Source organism: Dactylosporangium salmoneum (genome assembly GCF_039532525.1).
GTDB lineage: Bacteria > Actinomycetota > Actinomycetes > Mycobacteriales > Micromonosporaceae > Dactylosporangium > Dactylosporangium salmoneum.
The window spans coordinates 1-15,537 of sequence record NZ_BAAARV010000142.1; the positions used below are offsets into that span (position 1 = coordinate 1).

At 74.7% G+C, this 15,537-nt stretch carries 17 protein-coding genes; 9 read left to right on the forward strand and 8 right to left on the reverse strand.

The window, feature by feature from the left end:
- The coding region (locus ABD352_RS55210) for a serine/threonine-protein kinase (RefSeq protein WP_344620727.1) at nt 1–1,105 on the reverse strand (1,105 nt) is incomplete at its 3' end.
- 87 nt (nt 1,106–1,192) lie between these two features.
- On the reverse strand, nt 1,193–1,657 hold the full coding sequence (locus ABD352_RS55215; RefSeq protein WP_344620728.1) for a hypothetical protein: 465 nt from the start codon (nt 1,655–1,657) through the stop codon (nt 1,193–1,195).
- Nucleotides 1,658–1,706: 49 nt separating this feature from the next.
- On the opposite strand from ABD352_RS55215, the gene ABD352_RS55220 reads away from it, so the two are divergent.
- The gene (locus tag ABD352_RS55220) at nt 1,707–2,393 is read left to right on the forward strand and encodes a response regulator transcription factor (RefSeq protein ID WP_344620729.1); all 687 of its coding nucleotides are present in this window, start codon (nt 1,707–1,709) and stop codon (nt 2,391–2,393) included.
- Nucleotides 2,390–3,640, forward strand: a complete 1,251-nt coding sequence (locus tag ABD352_RS55225) for a sensor histidine kinase (protein ID WP_344620730.1) — start codon at nt 2,390–2,392, stop codon at nt 3,638–3,640. Before ABD352_RS55220 ends, ABD352_RS55225 begins: the two co-directional genes overlap by 4 nt.
- 223 nt (nt 3,641–3,863) lie before the next feature.
- Here ABD352_RS55225 and ABD352_RS55230 read toward each other — a convergent pair whose 3' ends face one another.
- A complete protein-coding gene (locus ABD352_RS55230) occupies nt 3,864–4,682 on the reverse strand; it encodes an Rv1352/Rv1906c domain-containing protein (RefSeq protein ID WP_344620731.1) in 819 nt (272 codons plus the stop codon).
- A 120-nt stretch (nt 4,683–4,802) separates the two neighbouring features.
- Nucleotides 4,803–5,216, reverse strand: a complete 414-nt coding sequence (locus ABD352_RS55235) for a hypothetical protein (protein WP_344620732.1) — start codon at nt 5,214–5,216, stop codon at nt 4,803–4,805.
- 396 nt (nt 5,217–5,612) lie between these two features.
- Here ABD352_RS55235 and ABD352_RS55240 point away from each other — a divergent pair, with 396 nt between their 5' ends.
- On the forward strand, nt 5,613–6,113 hold the full coding sequence (locus ABD352_RS55240; RefSeq protein WP_344620733.1) for a hypothetical protein: 501 nt from the start codon (nt 5,613–5,615) through the stop codon (nt 6,111–6,113).
- Nucleotides 6,114–6,129: 16 nt separating this feature from the next.
- Nucleotides 6,130–6,843, forward strand: coding sequence for a class I SAM-dependent methyltransferase (locus tag ABD352_RS55245; protein WP_344620734.1), 714 nt, complete (start codon nt 6,130–6,132; stop codon nt 6,841–6,843).
- On the opposite strand, the gene ABD352_RS55250 is transcribed toward ABD352_RS55245, so the two are convergent.
- Entirely contained in the window at nt 6,840–7,388 is a 549-nt protein-coding gene (locus ABD352_RS55250) for a TetR/AcrR family transcriptional regulator (protein WP_344620735.1), read from the reverse strand. The genes ABD352_RS55245 and ABD352_RS55250 overlap by 4 nt on opposite strands.
- 21 nt (nt 7,389–7,409) lie before the next feature.
- Between ABD352_RS55250 and ABD352_RS55255 the strand changes: the two genes are divergently transcribed.
- Complete coding sequence (locus ABD352_RS55255) at nt 7,410–7,898, forward strand: DUF2306 domain-containing protein (protein ID WP_344620736.1); 489 nt, start codon at nt 7,410–7,412, stop codon at nt 7,896–7,898.
- A 40-nt stretch (nt 7,899–7,938) separates the two neighbouring features.
- Here ABD352_RS55255 and ABD352_RS55260 read toward each other — a convergent pair whose 3' ends face one another.
- Entirely contained in the window at nt 7,939–8,325 is a 387-nt protein-coding gene (locus ABD352_RS55260; protein ID WP_425554002.1) for a MarR family winged helix-turn-helix transcriptional regulator, read from the reverse strand.
- 99 nt (nt 8,326–8,424) lie between these two features.
- Here ABD352_RS55260 and ABD352_RS55265 point away from each other — a divergent pair, with 99 nt between their 5' ends.
- Nucleotides 8,425–9,840 (forward strand): MFS transporter, encoded by a 1,416-nt coding sequence (locus ABD352_RS55265; protein ID WP_344620917.1) that lies wholly within the window; start codon nt 8,425–8,427, stop codon nt 9,838–9,840.
- A gap of 93 nt (nt 9,841–9,933) precedes the next feature.
- On the opposite strand, the gene ABD352_RS55270 is transcribed toward ABD352_RS55265, so the two are convergent.
- Nucleotides 9,934–10,857: a hypothetical protein gene (locus ABD352_RS55270; protein WP_344620738.1), complete on the reverse strand. Its 924-nt coding sequence runs from the start codon at nt 10,855–10,857 to the stop codon at nt 9,934–9,936.
- A complete protein-coding gene (locus ABD352_RS55275; RefSeq protein ID WP_344620739.1) occupies nt 10,851–11,168 on the reverse strand; it encodes a PadR family transcriptional regulator in 318 nt (105 codons plus the stop codon). Before ABD352_RS55275 ends, ABD352_RS55270 begins: the two co-directional genes overlap by 7 nt.
- 92 nt (nt 11,169–11,260) lie before the next feature.
- Between ABD352_RS55275 and ABD352_RS55280 the strand changes: the two genes are divergently transcribed.
- The 3 genes from ABD352_RS55280 to ABD352_RS55290 all read left to right on the forward strand — a co-directional run bounded on the left by ABD352_RS55280 (nt 11,261) and on the right by ABD352_RS55290 (nt 15,537).
- Nucleotides 11,261–12,019, forward strand: coding sequence for a GNAT family N-acetyltransferase (locus ABD352_RS55280; protein WP_344620740.1), 759 nt, complete (start codon nt 11,261–11,263; stop codon nt 12,017–12,019).
- A 21-nt stretch (nt 12,020–12,040) separates the two neighbouring features.
- A complete protein-coding gene (locus ABD352_RS55285) occupies nt 12,041–13,267 on the forward strand; it encodes a CapA family protein (RefSeq protein ID WP_344620741.1) in 1,227 nt (408 codons plus the stop codon).
- Nucleotides 13,268–13,350: 83 nt separating this feature from the next.
- Entirely contained in the window at nt 13,351–15,537 is a 2,187-nt protein-coding gene (locus ABD352_RS55290; protein WP_344620742.1) for a HAMP domain-containing protein, read from the forward strand.

Here is a 15,537-nt window from a genome sequence, read left to right on the forward strand (position 1 = left end):
CGACCGCGGCGAGCGCCGCGTCGGCGTCGCCGAGCGCGAGCCGCGCGGTGACGTCGTCGAGGCACGCCGGCCGGCGGTGCGCCGCGTCGATCGCCTGCAGGCAGGGCAGCGGCGGCCCGCCGAGCGCGACGAGCAGCTCCTCCCGCCGCAGCTGCTCCGGCCCGTGGTCGAGGGCGACGAGGACCCCGCCGACGAACCCGAGCCGGTGCCGTTCACCCCGGCACTCGACGATCCGCTCCCCGTCCGCGGGCACCGCCGTTGCCGGCGTGGCCGTGGCCCCGGGCGACAGCGCGGCGGCGACGAGCGGGTGCAGCGCCGCCGCGTCGATCAGGCCGGCCCGCAGCAGCTCGAGGTCGGGCGGCACCCACGTGGCCGCGTGGGGCAGCACGGGCAGCCGGGCATCGCGCCGCCGGGCCGGCTCGGTGACCCCGTCCCGGCGCAGCCGCAGCCACCGCCCGCCGCCGAGCCGCACCAGCACGCCGTCGCCGGGCGCGGGCTCGGTGGCGCGCAGGACGGCCGCCTCGGCCGCCCAGCGGGCCGGTCCGCCGAGGCGCTCGGCGAGCTCGCCCGCGCGGCGCGCGTCCCACAGGTGCCGGTGCAGGTCGAGCCGGAAATGCCGGTCGGGCCGGGGGTGCGGGTGCGGCCCGGACGGGCGCCCCTCCCACAGCGCGAGGCTGATCCGCTGCCCGGCCGCGGCCCAGGCGGGCGGCGTCCGCGCGACGAGGTGGAGGGCGGGCCCGTCCCGGGGGCCGTCCCGGGGGCCGTCCCGGGGGCCGTCCCGGGGCCCGTACCGGGCGAGCGCCACGGTCAGCCCCGGGCGCAGCAGCCCGTCCGGGGCGATGCGCGGCATGTGCCAGCGCAACAGGTCGGGTGCGAGGTGTCTGAGGTCGGCCCGTACCCGTCCGGCGAGGTCGCCCCCGCGGTCCCGGGCCAGCCGCCGCAGGTTGAGGTCGACGTCGACCCGGGCGGCGGCACACGCCCCGCCCCAGTCCCCGGCGGCCCGGCGCGCGGCGGCGTGTTCGATCATCGGCGGCGGCACGGCGAACTCGCGCGTCCGCAGCCACAGGAGAAGGCGGTCTACGCCGTCGGCGTCGAAGGTGTGCATCAGCACGCCACTTCGACGGACGGGACCCCCGATCTGCGTTCGTAGGTCAGCATCGCGGGCAAGCGTACAACGCCCGCCCCACCCCTGTCAGTCGTCGTCCCCGCCGACGGTCAGCGTGGGCTCGCCGGAGACGCACGTGACCTGCGCACGGTACTGCCCGCCGCCCGAGCGCGCCTTGAAGCGCAGCGACGCCGCCGGCGCCGGCCCGCGGACCACGTGGTCGGCCTCGAAGCCCGCCCCGGGGATCCACGACACGAGGGTCGCCTGGCCGTCGGCACAGGAGGCGACGAGGCTGCCGCCGCCGGTCGCCAGCGCGCGGGTGGCGGCGGTGGGCGTCACCGAACCCGGGGCGGGAGACGCGGAGGCCGGGGGTGTTGGCGATGCCGCCGGCACAGGTGAGACATCCGCCTCCACCTCCGACTCGCGAAGTGCCTGGTCGGACGGCCCGAACAGGCCCGCCCGCACCGTGTTCACCGCGCCGATCGAGGCCGCCGTGGCCAGTGCCGCCGTGGCCAGCCACGCGAGCACCGCCAGGGGCCAACGCATCCTCATGCCCCATAGTCTCCGCCGGGCAACGCTAACGAATGGTTAACCTCCCCATATGGCGAAGGTGCTGATCGTGGAGGACGACGCGACGATCCGCACCGGCATCGTGCGCGCGCTGGCGGGTCGCGGGCACGTCGTGGTGCCGGCCGGGACGGCGCTGGACGGGCTCAGGCTGGTCGTCGCGGAGGCGCCGGACGTGGTACTGCTGGATCTCGGCCTGCCCGACCTCGACGGCCGGGAGGTGCTGCGGATGCTGCGGGCGATCAGCCAGGTGCCGGTGATCGTGGCGACCGCGCGGCGCACCGAGGGCGAGATGGTGCGGGCCCTCGACGCCGGCGCCGACGACTACGTCGTGAAGCCCTACGGCGCCGACCAGATCGACGCCCGCATCCGCGCGGTGCTGCGCCGCACCACCAGGCCCGCCGAGGAGCGCGACCCCGCGGTCGAGGCCGACGGGGTGCGGGTCGACCCGCGCTCGCGCACCGCCACGCTGGAGGGCGCCGCGCTCGACCTGACCCCGCGGGAGTTCGACCTGCTGTACTTCCTCGTGGGCCGGGCCGGGGAGGTCGTGTCGAAGCGGGAACTGCTCACCGAGGTGTGGCAGGTGCCGTACACGGCGGCCGACAAGACCGTCGACGTGCACCTGTCGTGGCTGCGCCGCAAGCTCGGCGAGACCGCGCAGGAGCCGCGCCGCATCCACACCGTGCGCCGCGTCGGCGTCCGCTTCGGGGCCACCCCGTGAGGCGGCGGCTCGCGCTGCTGGTCAGCGCGGCCATGGTGCTGGTGCTCGTGGCGTTCCTGGTGCCGCTGGCCCTGCTGCTGCGGGCCGCCGCCGAGGACCGCGCGGTCGGCGCCGCGAAGACCCAGGCGCAGGCGCTCGGCGTGCTCGTCGGCACCGCCGACCCCCGGTCGCTGCGGCTCAGCGTCGAACAGGCCAATGTGGACGATGCGCACCCGGTGACCGTGTTCCTGCCCGACGGCAGCGCGGTCGGGGCCGCGGTCGCGCCGACGCCCGCGGTGCGCCTGGCCGCCCAGGGGGGCAGCTTCACCGTGGCCCACCCGGGCGGCCGGGAGATCGTGGTGGCGGTGCAGGGGCTGCCGGGCGGCACTGCGGTCGTGCGCTCGTTCGTGCCCGAACGGGACCTGCGCCGCGGCGTGAGCCGGTCCTGGCTGGTGCTCGCGGTCGTCGGGGCCGGCCTGCTGCTGCTCGGCCTGGCCGTCGCCGACCGGCTCGCGGTCGCCGTGGTCCGGCCGATCCGGGACCTGGCCGCGGTCTCCGAGGGGCTGTCCGCCGGGGACCTCGAGCGCCGCGCCCGGCCCGGCGACGGTCCGCCGGAGGTGCGCGCGGTCGCGACCGCCCTCAACCGCCTCGCCGCGCGGATCCGCGACCTGCTGCGCCAGGAGCGCGAGGCCGCGGCCGACCTGTCGCACCGCATGCGCACGCCGATGACCGCGCTGCGCCTGGACGCCGAGGGCCTCGCCGACCCGGCCGACGCGGCGCGGATGCTCGCGCACGTGGCGGCCCTGGACCGCGCGCTCACCGCGGTCATCGAGGACGCCCGCCGCGAGCGGGACGCACCCTCGTGCGACGCCGCCGCCGTGGTCGCCGAGCGGGTTGCGTTCTGGGCCGTGCTCGCCGAGGACCAGGCCCGGCCCGTGCGCGCCGCGCTGGACCCGGGCCCGCTGCCGGTCGCGGCGTCCGCGCCCGACCTCGCCGCCGCCGTGGACGCCCTGCTGGGCAACGTCTTCGCGCACACCGACGAGGGCGTGGGCCTGTCGGTCACGCTGCGCGCCGTCCCCGGCGGCGCCGAGCTGGTCGTCGCGGACGAGGGGCCGGGCATCGACCCGGCGGCGTCCGCGCGCGGCACGAGCGGCGGCGGCTCGACCGGCCTGGGCCTGGACATCGCCCGCCGTACCGCGGAATCCACCGGCGGCCGCATGAGCATCGCCGGCGCCCGGGTGACCCTGGAGCTCTTAACGGATCGTTAGGTGGTGCTGAGGCTACTGTGACGCCTCGCGCTGACGGCGAGGTCGCGGATGGGTGCTACGTGCGATCCGCCGGGCGATTGGCCTGCGCGGCAATGACCCGGTGCGCGTGTTGCGGAGCAACCGCGGCTGACCGCGGCCACACGCGACGGAAGCGGCCCGGCCCCACTCGGGGAGCCGGGCCGTCTATTGTGCGCTCCTGGGACCGCTCGGCGGGGTGCGCGGTTCACCCAACCTTGCTCCACACCCCGCATCGCTTGGTCTCGAAGTCCTGGCCGGCCTTCACGGTCACCCGCAGGTTCCCGCCGCCGAGGTGGTTATCCACCATGGAGTCGAAGCTCTGGTTCGTGCCAGACTTGTAGATTGCCCAGTAGCAGCTGTCCCCGGCGCCGGTGGTCTTGTAGGTGCCGGCCGGGAAGTCCTCGCCGACCGTCCAGGTGCCGTCGTCGATCGTCGGTGCGGCCGGCGGCGGCGCGGCGGCGGTTGTCGCGGCGGGCGTTGGCGCCGCGGCCGTGGTTGGCGCCGGGGCCGTGGTTGGCGCCGCGGCGGTCACTGTGACATAGACAGTGGTTGCAGCAGGTTTCGCAGCGTCGACGGAGCTGGCCGGGCTGTTATTCGTGCCCGAGGCGGCCGCCGCGCCGATACAGCCGCCGATGGCCAGCCCCACGACCAGGCCGATCACGCCGAAGATGACCGCACGGCCGCCGCCCTTCCCGCCCGGATTCGGCCCGGGGACAGGCGGACGCCCCATCGGCGGAGCCATGGGCGGGAAGCCCTGCGCGGGCATGGCTCCCGTGCTGCCGGGGACGTACGGGACGGAGGGCGGAGTGTCGGTCATCGCCGAAGTGTTGCGCAGCCAAACCCGGAGCGACCTCAGCCGATCGTCCGCGAGTGCGGGCCCGGGTACGCATTGTGCGCACGCCGGGCACGCCTCTCGGGCCACTGTGCCGAGCGCCTCGTCGAGCAGGTCGCGCAGGATCGACGCCTCGACGATGGACAGCCCGGTGAGCGACGTCTCCTCGTCGGCGTGCTCCAGGAGGTCCACCCGGGTCGGCCCGTCGCCGGCACGGGACAGGTACACCCCGACCACCATGCCGCTGCCCAGTTCGAGGTCAGCGCCGATCTGCCCGCCGTGCGTCGGCAGGCCGCCATGCGTCTGGTCGCATCAGGACGGGTGCGCGCCCTGGGCCGTCACTGCGCGGTCCCGTCGTGCTGCCCGCACGTGGCGACCTCGCCCGGGTGCTCGGTGAGGTCGACGTATACCGCCGGACGGCCGCAGGCGCACCGTGCGCCGGGCACGGCCGGCGGCGTGCCATGTGGCGGCCGGTGCCAGGAAACACCTCGAGCGGAACGCCTTGAGCACCGCGGCCCGCTCGGCGGCGCTCAGCTGCACGACGGTGAGTTCGAGCAGCGCCACGGCGTTGCTCCGGGTGACGCAGCGGCCGGGCACGTGCAGGGCGTTGGCGACGGCGGGTATCTTCGCGGCCGCGGTCGGCGTGGGCCCGGGCTCGTCCGGCACGAACCGGGCGATGACGGCGCGGCACTCGCGGGGCGACAGGCCGTCGATGTGCCGCCACATCGGCAGCATCTCAGCGGCGCTCTCGGCGGTGTCGCCGAGGCGCGCAACGCCTGCTCGGCCAGGTCGACGATCGGGTTGTCCGCGCACACGGCCCGCAGTGCGCGGCTTCTATGGGGTCGGGGAGGATGAGCATAGGTCCTTGCCCTTCTTGGGAGGGTCGGGATCAAGGGCCTCGGCGGGTGTTGGCGCACCCCCGGGCCCGCATTCTTCTTGCGGAACTTGTGCCTAGTGCTGATAACTGAGGCGGTTCGCTCTCCTCCTCGACGCTGAAATCCCTGCTACGTGCAGCGCTCGATCGTTCTTAACGGATCGTTAGGAGTGCGCCAGGATCCCGTTGACGCAAGCCCCGGCACCGTTGGTCGCACAAGCAACACGCGACGGAAGGTGTACGGCACCATGCGCAGACTCATCATCCTCGGCACCACGACCGCTGCCGTCCTGGCGATCGGCGGGACGGCCCTGGCGGCGAGCGGCCCCGGCCGCCACGACGACAACCCCGGCCAGGTGGTGCTCGACGACCGCGGCTCCCACGGCCCGTCCGCTTCCCCCACGGCGAGCCCGTCCGCTTCCGCCTCGGCGAGCCCGCCCGCCTCCCCCTCGGCGAGCCAGTCCGCTGACGACCACGGCACGCACTCGCCGACGACGATGCCCACTGTGGACGATCACGGCGGCAACCGGGGTGGCAACGGCGCCGACGACCCGCCCGGCGACGACCGTGGCGGCAACGGCGCCGACGACCTGGCGGGCGACGACCGTGGCGGGCACGGCGCCGACGACCTGGCGGGCGACGACCGCGGCGGGCACGGCGCGGACGACCCGGCCGGGGACGACCACGGCGGTCACGGCGCCGACGACAAGGGTGGCGACGATCATGGGGGTTCCCGCCACCGGCATTAACTGGGATCATGTCGCGGTGCCTCCTCTGCTCGACGACGACGCCCTCGCCGGATCGGCAGTGGTGGCGAACTCCGCGATGAACCGCGACCGGCAGCTCGCCGGGATCAACAGCTACGAGCGCGAGCTGGGCTTCAACCCGGTCGACGTGCTGGCCGCCCTGCTGCGCGTCACCGGCGCGCCGGACACGGTCGCCTGGCTCGACCTGTGCTGCGGCTCCGGCCGCGCGCTGATCCAGGCGGCCGGCCGGCTGCACGAGGCGGGCGTGGCCGACCGGGTGCTGGTCGAGGGCGTCGACCTCGTCGACGCCTTCGACCCGGCCCCCGACGTGCCGTGGCTGCGGCTGACCGTCGCGCCGGTGCTCGAGTGGGTCCCCGCCCGGCGCTACGACCTCATCACCAGCGTTCACGGCCTGCACTACGTCGGCGACAAGCTCGGCCTGCTGGCCCGCGCGGCCGGATGGCTGACCGACGGCGGCCGGCTGGTCGCCGACCTGGATCTGGCCGAGGTACGCCTGGCCGCCGGCGCCCCCGCCGGCCGGCGCCTGGCCACGGACCTGCGCGAGGCGGGGTTCAGCTACGACGGGCGCCGCCGCCGGATCGGCCGCGACGACCGGGGCGACGTGACGCTGCCCTACGAGTACCTGGGCGCCGACGCCACGGCGGGTCCCAACTACACGGGCCAGGACGCCGTGCACTCCTACTATCGCCGCCGGGGCGGCCGCCCGGGCTAACGGCGCAGGAACGCCAGGCCCGCGTAGCCGAGCTGTTCGGCGTACGACTCCCCGGTGATCTTTCCGGCGAGCTCCAGGCTCACCAGGCCGTGGGCGAGGGCCCACAGGTGCAGCGCGACCGGCTCCGGATCGTCGCCGGTGAAGACCTCGGCGGCCTGGCAGCGGGCGACCGCGGCCACCAGGGGCCGGTACGTCGCGTCGGCCGCCTCCGTGTGGCCGAAGCCGCCGGTGAACATCAGGCCGTACAGGTGCGGGCTGGCCAGCGCGGCGTCGCGGTAGGCCAGGCCGAGCGCCCCCAGGTCGGCCAGCGCGTCGTCGGTGCGCGGCGCCGCGGCCAGGGCGGCCCCGAGGCGGCGGAAGCCCTCCCGGTGCATGGCGTCGAGCAGGCCCTGTTTGTCGCCGAAGAGCGTGTACACCGGCATCGTCGACACCCCGGCCGCCGCCGCGACCTTGCGCAGCGACAGCCCGCCCGGCCCGTCCTCGACGAGGATGCGCGCCGCCGCGTCGACCAGACGCCCCGTGAGCTCGGTGTTGACGTTCGCCACGCCCAGGACTATAACAGTGTTATGGCAGATAACGTTGTTATCCCGCTGCACGCCGCGGCCGCCACGGTCGCGCTGCTGCTCGGCGCGTACAACCTGCTGCGCCGGGCCCGCGGCGACCGTGCGCACCGGATGGCCGGCCGGGTCTGGGTCGGCGCGATGTACTTCGTGATCCTCAGCTCCTTCGCCATCCGCTCGCTGAACCCCGGCCACTTCAGCTGGATTCACGGCCTGTCGGCGTTCACCTTCGTCACCCTGAGCATCGGCCTGTGGGCGGCGCTCACCGGCCGCGTGCGGACCCACCAGCGCTTCATGACCGGCTCGTACCTGGGCCTGCTCGGCGCCTTCGCCGGCGCGGTCGCGGTGCCGGTGCGCGACATTCCACAGTGGATCGTCCACCGCCCGGCGGAGCTCGCGCTCGGCGCCCTGGCCTGCGTTGCGGTGGCCGCCGCGGTGATCTGGGCGGGCTCGCGCGGCGCGCCCGCGAGCCGTTCGGCGGCGGAGCGTTCCTGATCCACGGCGGCGGGGCGGTCGTGTTGCGCCGCCGGGCCCGTCAGGCGGGCTGCAGGTGCTCGGCCAGGACCCGCAGGTGCGTCTCGCGGGCGGCCGTGCGGCGGTTCAGGCCCTCGGGGGAGAGGTGGACGTAGACGCCGCGGCGGTCGGTCTCGCACATGGCCCGGGTGACGAGCCCGTGCTTCTCCAGCCGGGCGACCGCGCGGGACAGGGCGCTCTGGCTGAGGTACATGTCCGCGGCGAGATCCTGCATGCGTCGCTTCTCACACTCCTGCTCGCTGAGACGGTCGAGGATCTCGAACTCGCTCAGCGTCAGGCCGTGCCGCTCCTGCAGGGCCCGCTCAAGGTGCCCCGCGACCTCGTTGTAACTGGTCAGCAGGGAGCGCCAGCGCTCGATCAGGGCTCCTTCGGACCTCACGGGCGGCATCCTACTCCCCATGGACAGCGATTGCATCTGCATTAAATGTACGGGTAACTAGTGCATGGACATTGAATGCACACGCATCTAGTGTCTCCCGGCGTGACTATGACACTCACCAAGGCGCCACGGGCGGCAGAGCGGGTCTGGACTCCACGACTCTGGGGCGTGCTGGCGGTGCTGTGTGGCGTGATGTTCCTCGACGGCCTCGACGCGTCCATGGTCGGCGTGGCCCTGCCCTCGATCGGGGCCGAGCTCGGCCTGTCCACCACGTCGCTGCAGTGGATCGTCAACGGCTACGTGCTGGGCTACGGCGGCCTGCTCCTGCTCGGCGGGCGCACCGCCGACCTGCTGGGCCGGCGCCGCGTCTTCCTGGTCGCGCTCGGCGTCTTCGCCGTCGCCTCCCTCATCGGCGGGCTGGTCGACGACGGCGGCCTGCTCGTCGCGACCCGGTTCGTGAAGGGCGTCGCGGCGGCGTTCACCGCGCCGACCGCCCTGTCGATCCTGACCACCACGTTCCGCGAGGGCCCGGCCCGCAACCGCGCGCTGTCGGTCTTCTCGGTCTTCGGGGCCAGCGGGTACTCCTCCGGCCTCATCCTCGGCGGCCTGCTCACCAGCTTCGGCTGGCGCCTGACGTTCCTCACCCCGGTCCCGGTGGCGATCGCCGCCCTGGCCGCCGGCATCGCGCTCATCCCGCGCGACCGCCCGGCCGCCGAGGGCGGGCACGACCTGGCCGGCGCCGCGACGCTGGTCGGCGGCATGCTCCTGGCGGTGTACACGGTGGTCTCGGCCCCCGCCCGCGGCTGGCTCGACCCGCTCACGCTGGCGTTCGCCTTCGCGGCGGTGGCCCTGCTGGCCGGCTTCGTGGCGGTCGAGCGGCGGGTTCGGCACCCGCTGATCCGGCTCGGCATCCTGCGCGTGGGCGCCGTCGTGCGGGCCAACCTCGGCCTGGTGGCGCTCTTCGGCTCGTACCTGAGCTTCCAGTTCATGATGACGCTGTACCTGCAGAACGTCCTGCACTGGTCGCCGCTGCGGATGGCCCTGGCCCTGCTGCCGGCCGGCCTGCTGGTGGCCGTCGGCTCGCCGTTCGTGGGGCGGCTCGTCACGCGGTACGGCACGGCCCCGCTCATCGCCGGCTCGATGCTCTCGCTGAGCCTCGGCTACGGCTGGTTCCTGCTCACCGCGGGGTCCGCCCCGCACTACCTGGTCACCACCCTGCCGACGATGCTGCTGCTGGGCGGCGGCTTCGCCTTCGGCTTCAGCGCGATCATGGCCCAGGCCACCGACGGCATCGCCGACGACGAGCAGGGCCTGGCCTCCGGCCTGGTGCAGACCTCGGGCCAGGTCGGCGCCGCGCTGATCCTGGCCCTGGTGACCGCCCTCGTCACCGCCGACGCCCCGGCGGGCGGCGGGAGCTTCACCCAGTTCCACCCCGGCGTCAACCTCGTCACCGGCGTCGCCGTGGCGGGCCTGGTGCTCGCCCTGGTCCCGCTGGTGTCGCGCAGGGGCGCCCACCGCGCCTGACGGTCGCCGGCCGGACTCAGGAGTGGCCGGGCGCGATGTCCGGGCGGCCGCCGCGCAGGGGCGCCCACCGCGCCTGACGGTCGCCGGCCGGACTCAGGAGTGGCCGGGCGCGATGTCCGGGCGGCCGGGGCGCGCCGGCGCCCGGCCTCCCGCCCCGGCCGCCGGCCGGCCCAGGGCGGCGCCGATGGCGAAGCCGGTGAAGAGCAGCTGCGTCCACGAGTCGAGCTCGGTCAGGTCGCCCACGCTGAAGGCGTCCCAGTTCGACAGCCCGAAGGCGCGGCCGGTCAGCGAGTACGTCCACCACTGCGGTGCGCCCGACAGCGCCGGGGCCGGATCGGAGCGCAGCATCAGCACCATCACCGCGACGTCGGCCAGCACGGCGGCGCCGAGGACGGCCAGCAGCCAGGCCGTGCGGCGCCGGCCGGCGCGGGCTCGGCTGCCGGTCCAGGCGTGCAGGAGGCCGAGGCCGAGGAAGTACACCGCGTTGGCCGGGCCGTGCAGGGCGAGCTTCATCGGCGGGCCCTGTCGCGCCTCGAGCAGCACGACCAGCGCCAGCGGGGCCAGGGTGACCGCGGCGAGCACCAGGACCGGCCGGCCAGGCAGGCTCCAGTGGCGCCCGACCAGCGCCAGCAGTACCGCGGCGAGCAGGCACATCGCCGTGGTGGCCGGGGTGTACAGCCGCATCGCCGCCGTGAAGCCCATCGGCAGGGCGTTCACAGCCGCCCAGCTCGCTTTCAGGCTGAGCACCAGCATCAGCATGACCAGCAGCGGGCCGACCAGGACCAGCCGGGCGCCGGGCCAGCCGTTGCGCAGGTGCTGCAGCGCGGACGCCGGCTCCCGGGCGGGGCGGGCGATCGCGAGGCTCCCGGCGTACCGCAGCATCGCCCAGCGCCGTCCCCGCCCGCCCAGCACGTGCGCCTCCGCGCCCCACTCGCGCAGCAGCTCCTCCCGCAGCCGCTCGGGCCACCGGCGCGCCGCGAACCGCAGCAGCGCCGCGGTCGCCCTGCGGGTCACCACGCCGGCCTCGCGGAGCCCTGGGCGCCCGGCACCGACGTCTGGCGGCGCAGCTCGGCGAGGGCCAGGCGGGCCGACTCCACCCCGTCGATGGTGAGCCGGTAGAAGCGGCGGGCCGGGCGCCCGGCCGCCACGGGATCGACGTCCTCCCACTCGGCGGCGAGCCATCCGGCGTCTTGCAGCCGGTGCAGGATCGGATACAGCGTGCCGCTGGCCAGGCCGGTCGCCTGCATGAGCTCCAGCCCGTAGCGGTCCGCGCCGGGGTCCGTGAGCAGGGCGGCGAGCACCCGCGCGGTGGTGACGGTCATGCGCATGAGGGGACTCTATCGCAACTCTACATAGGGGTCCAGGCCGTTGTCGCCGAATTGGGTTGCGCCGCCGGCCGCAGCGGGTGTCGGCTGGTCCCATGAACGTCGAGGAGATCCTGGCCCGCTTCGACCGCGAGATCCGCCGGCACCCGCAGGAGGGCCCCGGCGCCGTCGTGGAGCGCGAGCCCGGCGTGGTGCGCGTGGTGTCGTCCGGCGGCGGCTGGACCGGCATCACCTGGGCCGACCTCGCCGGACGGGACGCCGGGGAGGCCATCGCGGCCCAGATCGCCCGGTTCGCCGCCGCCGGGCTGCCGTGGGAGTGGAAGTGGTACTCCCACGACGCCCCGCCCGACCTGGCCGACCGCCTGCTCGCCGCCGGCTTCGAGCCCGGCCCGCCGGAGACCCTGCTCGTGGCCGAGGTCGCCGCCCTGCCCCAACACCCGGAGCCGCCCGAGGGCGTGCGCCTGGTCCCGGTCACCGGCGAGCGCGAGGCCGACCTGCTCGTGCGCGTGCACGACGAGGTCTTCGGCGGCGACCACTCCGTCATCGGCCGGCACGTGCTGACCCGGCCCGACACGGTCAAGGCCGTCGTGGCCATGGCCGGCGAGCGCCCGATCTGCGCCGGCCGGATCGAGCTGCACCCGGGCACCGCCTTCGCCAGTATCTGGGGCGGCGGTACCGTGCCGGACTGGCGCGGCAAGGGCGTGTTCCGCGCCCTGGTCGCCCACCGCGCCGCCCAGGCCGCCGCGGCCGGCTACCGGTACCTGCAGGTCGACGCCTCCGACGACAGCCGCCCGATCCTGGAGCGGCTCGGCTTCGCCCGCCTCGCCACGACCACCCCGTTCGAGCACGCATAGCGATTCCTCTAGCCTGGCGCGGTGCAGAAGACCCGATCGCGCCGCCCCCTGTGGGGCTACCTCGGTGTCGTCATCGTGGTGGCGGCCGCTGCCTTCGGGGTGTACCGGATCGGGCCGTGGTCCCAGGTCGAGGCGCCGGAGACGGGCACGCCGCGGCCGCTCGGCTCGCCGGTCGCCGTGCCGGGGCGCGCGATCTCGGTGATCGGCGCGGGCGACATCCTGCTGCACCCCGACCTCTGGGCGCAGGCGCTGCGCGACGGCGGCGGGAGCGCGATGGACTTCGCCCCGATGCTCGCCGGGGTCAGGACCGCGATCGAGCAGTCCGACCTCGCGATCTGCCACATGGAGACGCCACTGGCCCCGGCCGGCGGGCCGTACGACGGGTTCCCGCGCTTCAGCGTGCCGCCGCAGATCGTGCCGGCGATCAAGGCGACCGGCTACGAGGGTTGCTCGACCGACTCCGACCACACCATCGACCAGGGCTACGACGGCGTCAAGCGCACCCTGGACGCCTTCGACCAGGCCGGGCTCGGCCACGCCGGCAGCTTCCGCAGCGCCGAAGAGGCGAAGAAGCCGATGATCTACGACGTCAAGGGCGTGAAGGTGGCGCACCTGGCGTACTCGAAGTACTTCAACGGCATCGACCGGCTCGCCGGCCAGGAGTGGATCGCCAACCTCATCGACCCGGCCAAGATCGAGGCGGACGCCAAGGTGGCCCGGGCGGCCGGCGCCGAGATCGTCCTGGTCAGCCTGCACTGGGGCACGGAGTACGTCCACGAGCCCGACGTCGACCAGCAGACCTGGGCGCGCCAGGTCGCCGCGCTGCCCGACGTCGACGCCGTCTTCGGCCACTACGCCCACGTCGTGCAGCCGGTCGAGAAGGTCGGCGGCAAATGGATCGTCTACGGCATGGGCAACCAGATCGCCCGGCACGAGGAGCCGATCAACGACAACCGCGAGGGCGTGATGATCCGCTTCACGTTCACGCCTGCCGCCCAGCCCAAGCGGTGGACGGTCGCGGCGGTCGAAGCGATCCCGACCTACGTCGACCTCAACCCCGACATCCGGGTGGTCGACCTGGAGCGGGCACTGGCCGACCCGGCGCTGCCGGCCGGGCGCCGGCGGATCTACGAGGCTGCTGTGGGCCGCATCCAGGGGCATCTGCTGACCCGCGGGGCCGGCGACGCGGGGCTGATCGTACGCGGCGCGGCCGTCGCATCACCCTCCGTCGGGGCCGTGCGCAGTTGATCTTGGGCGCTTCCTCGCGGCGCCGCGGCGTTGTTATAGTCACCGCCGGTTTTGGATGGGCCGTCGGCTGAGGGAGGGTCGAAGTGGCTGGTGTTCCTCCCGTGTCGACGGCCGATCCCGAGTCCGGGCAGCTCATCGCCTGGCGGGGCCGGGCCCTCGAACAGCAGCTGCCGGAGGCGGCCTTCCCGGCCGGCTCCGGTGCGCCGTCACTGGTGTACCTCTGCGCGACGATGCTCATCGCCGCCGCGGCCATCTTCGGCTTCGCCGTCTACGACCGCGGCGGAGTGCCCCGCGCGGTCCAGGACTCGCAGCGCGACGTCGTCTCCGAGGTCGCCCGCACCATGAACATCAGCGCCACCCGGGCCGGCACCGACCTCGACCGGGTCATCGACGGCCTGCGCAAGCCGCCGGTCCCGGCCGACGCCGCGCTGCTGTCCAAGGTCGTCAGTGACCGGGTGACCTGGAGCGGGGCGGCGATCCTGCAGACCGCCACGCGGCAGTCGGTGGCCGCCAACGGGGTGGTGATCCCGCCCGAGGTGCTGCCCAACCCGTTGCCCGCGGAGGCCACCGTCGCCGTCCTCACCGCCGACGGCCCGGCACTACTGAAGATCGCCGCACTCGACGGCCAGCGGACCCTGGTGGCGCTCGAACCGCTGCTCATGCGCAACCTCCGGCTCAACCCGAGCGCCCGGCACGGCGTCTTCATGATCACCCCGGACGGCGCGGCCACCCTCATGCAGGGCGTGAGCGCGGTCGACTCCGCGCACCTGTCGCAGGTCCTCGCCGGTCTGGCCGGCTCGCAACGCAGCCAGAGCCACGCGGTCATGGTCAAGGAGTGGCCGGACCGGCAGCTGGTGGTCTCCTCGGCCCCGATCGGCGACACCGGCATCGTGGTCGTCTCGGTCATCGTCGCCGGGGTCACCGGCGGCACCTCGCTGCGCCACGGCGTCGTCCTCGGCGCGAGCCTGCTCCTGGTGGCCTTCCTCGCGTTCCTGCTCATGCGCGCGTTCCTGGTCGCGCCGGTCCGGATGCTGCTGGCCCAGGCCAAGGCCGACGCCTGCGGCGTGTTCACGGCCACCCGCCGCACCCTGCGCACCCGGGAGGCGTTCCGGATCGCCCAGGCCCTCGCCGTCGTCTCCGGCGCCGGGCTGCGCGGCAAGCGGTGGCGGCCGAGCACCATGCAGGGCCTTGCCCTCGCCGCCCTGGTCGCCCTCGCCTGGCCCGCGGTCGCGATCGGCACGACGGTCCGCGCGCCCCAGCCGAAGCTGCCCGAGCAGCTCTTCTACGACGAGGAGAGCCGGGCCGAGGCGGTCGGCAACGTCTTCGCCAACGCCCTCGACGCCGGCCAGCAGACCGTCGACCGGGTGGCGCTCGGCAACGCCAAGGCCGACCCGGCCAAGTACGGCTCGATCCTCGAGAAGGGGCTGGCCGACGAGTACCGGTTCCGGGGCATGTACCTCGTCGACCGCACGGGCGCCGTGGTCAAGTCGGCCGGCCGGAAGTCGCTGCGCTCCCCGCAGCCGGTGCCGGGCGAGGCCGGCGTCCGCATCGACCCGCAGGTGCGGCGGCTGCCCGTCATCTACGCCTTCCGCCTGCTCGACAGCGGGTACAGCGTGGTCGGCGAGTTCGACATCGACTACCTGCTCGGCGTGATGCGGCGCAACGACGGGCGGGCCCGGGTGGTCGACTCCCAGCTGCGCACCGTGCTGGACTCCACCGGCTACCAGGCGTTCCAGCCGCTGTCCGGCGACGCCGTGCGGGCGGTCGCGATCGACGCCCTGGCCGGCGGCACCGTCCGCGGCCAGCGCACCACCGGCGGCCAGCCGACGCTGCTGGCCGCGGCCGGGCTGACCAACCCGCCGTCGGTGGCCCACCTGGAGTGGGTGGTGGTCGTCGAGCGCAACCCGGTGTCGCTGCAGCTGCCGCAGGTGGTCATGAACCGCTGGACGCTGCTCGTCTCGGCGGCCGTGGTCGGCATCCTCGCGCTCACCTTCGCGTGGCAGTTCTTCATCTTCGTCTGGCCGCTGCGGCGCCTCGCGATGGCGGCCGAGCGCATTCGCGGCGGCGAGTTCGACGATCCGGTACCGCCGCAGCGCCACGACGACGTGGGGGCGATCGCGATGTGCCTGGAGATCTGCCGGCAGGTCCGGCACACCGGCTCCGTGCGCTTCGGCGGCGCCATCCGCCTGCGCGGCTCCGAGGACGACTTCACCGCCGTGTACCCGCGCTTCCCCACGCAGCGCGGCGCCGGCAAAGCCGCGAAGGTCTGA

Bases quoted from the DNA above. Each gene is read 5' to 3' on its own strand.
- ABD352_RS55235 (WP_344620732.1), bottom strand. From the start codon at position 5,216: ATGTGGCGGCACATCGACGGCCTGTCGCCCCGCGAGTGCCGCGCCGTC.
- ABD352_RS55255 (WP_344620736.1), top strand. From the start codon at position 7,410: ATGGCAGATAACGTTGTTATCCCGCTGCACGCCGCGGCCGCCACGGTC.
- ABD352_RS55220 (WP_344620729.1), top strand. From the start codon at position 1,707: ATGGCGAAGGTGCTGATCGTGGAGGACGACGCGACGATCCGCACCGGC.
- ABD352_RS55240 (WP_344620733.1), top strand. From the start codon at position 5,613: ATGCGCAGACTCATCATCCTCGGCACCACGACCGCTGCCGTCCTGGCG.
- ABD352_RS55260 (WP_425554002.1), bottom strand. From the start codon at position 8,325: ATGCCGCCCGTGAGGTCCGAAGGAGCCCTGATCGAGCGCTGGCGCTCC.
- ABD352_RS55215 (WP_344620728.1), bottom strand. From the start codon at position 1,657: ATGAGGATGCGTTGGCCCCTGGCGGTGCTCGCGTGGCTGGCCACGGCG.
- ABD352_RS55275 (WP_344620739.1), bottom strand. From the start codon at position 11,168: ATGCGCATGACCGTCACCACCGCGCGGGTGCTCGCCGCCCTGCTCACG.
- ABD352_RS55265 (WP_344620917.1), top strand. From the start codon at position 8,425: ATGACACTCACCAAGGCGCCACGGGCGGCAGAGCGGGTCTGGACTCCA.
- ABD352_RS55280 (WP_344620740.1), top strand. From the start codon at position 11,261: ATGAACGTCGAGGAGATCCTGGCCCGCTTCGACCGCGAGATCCGCCGG.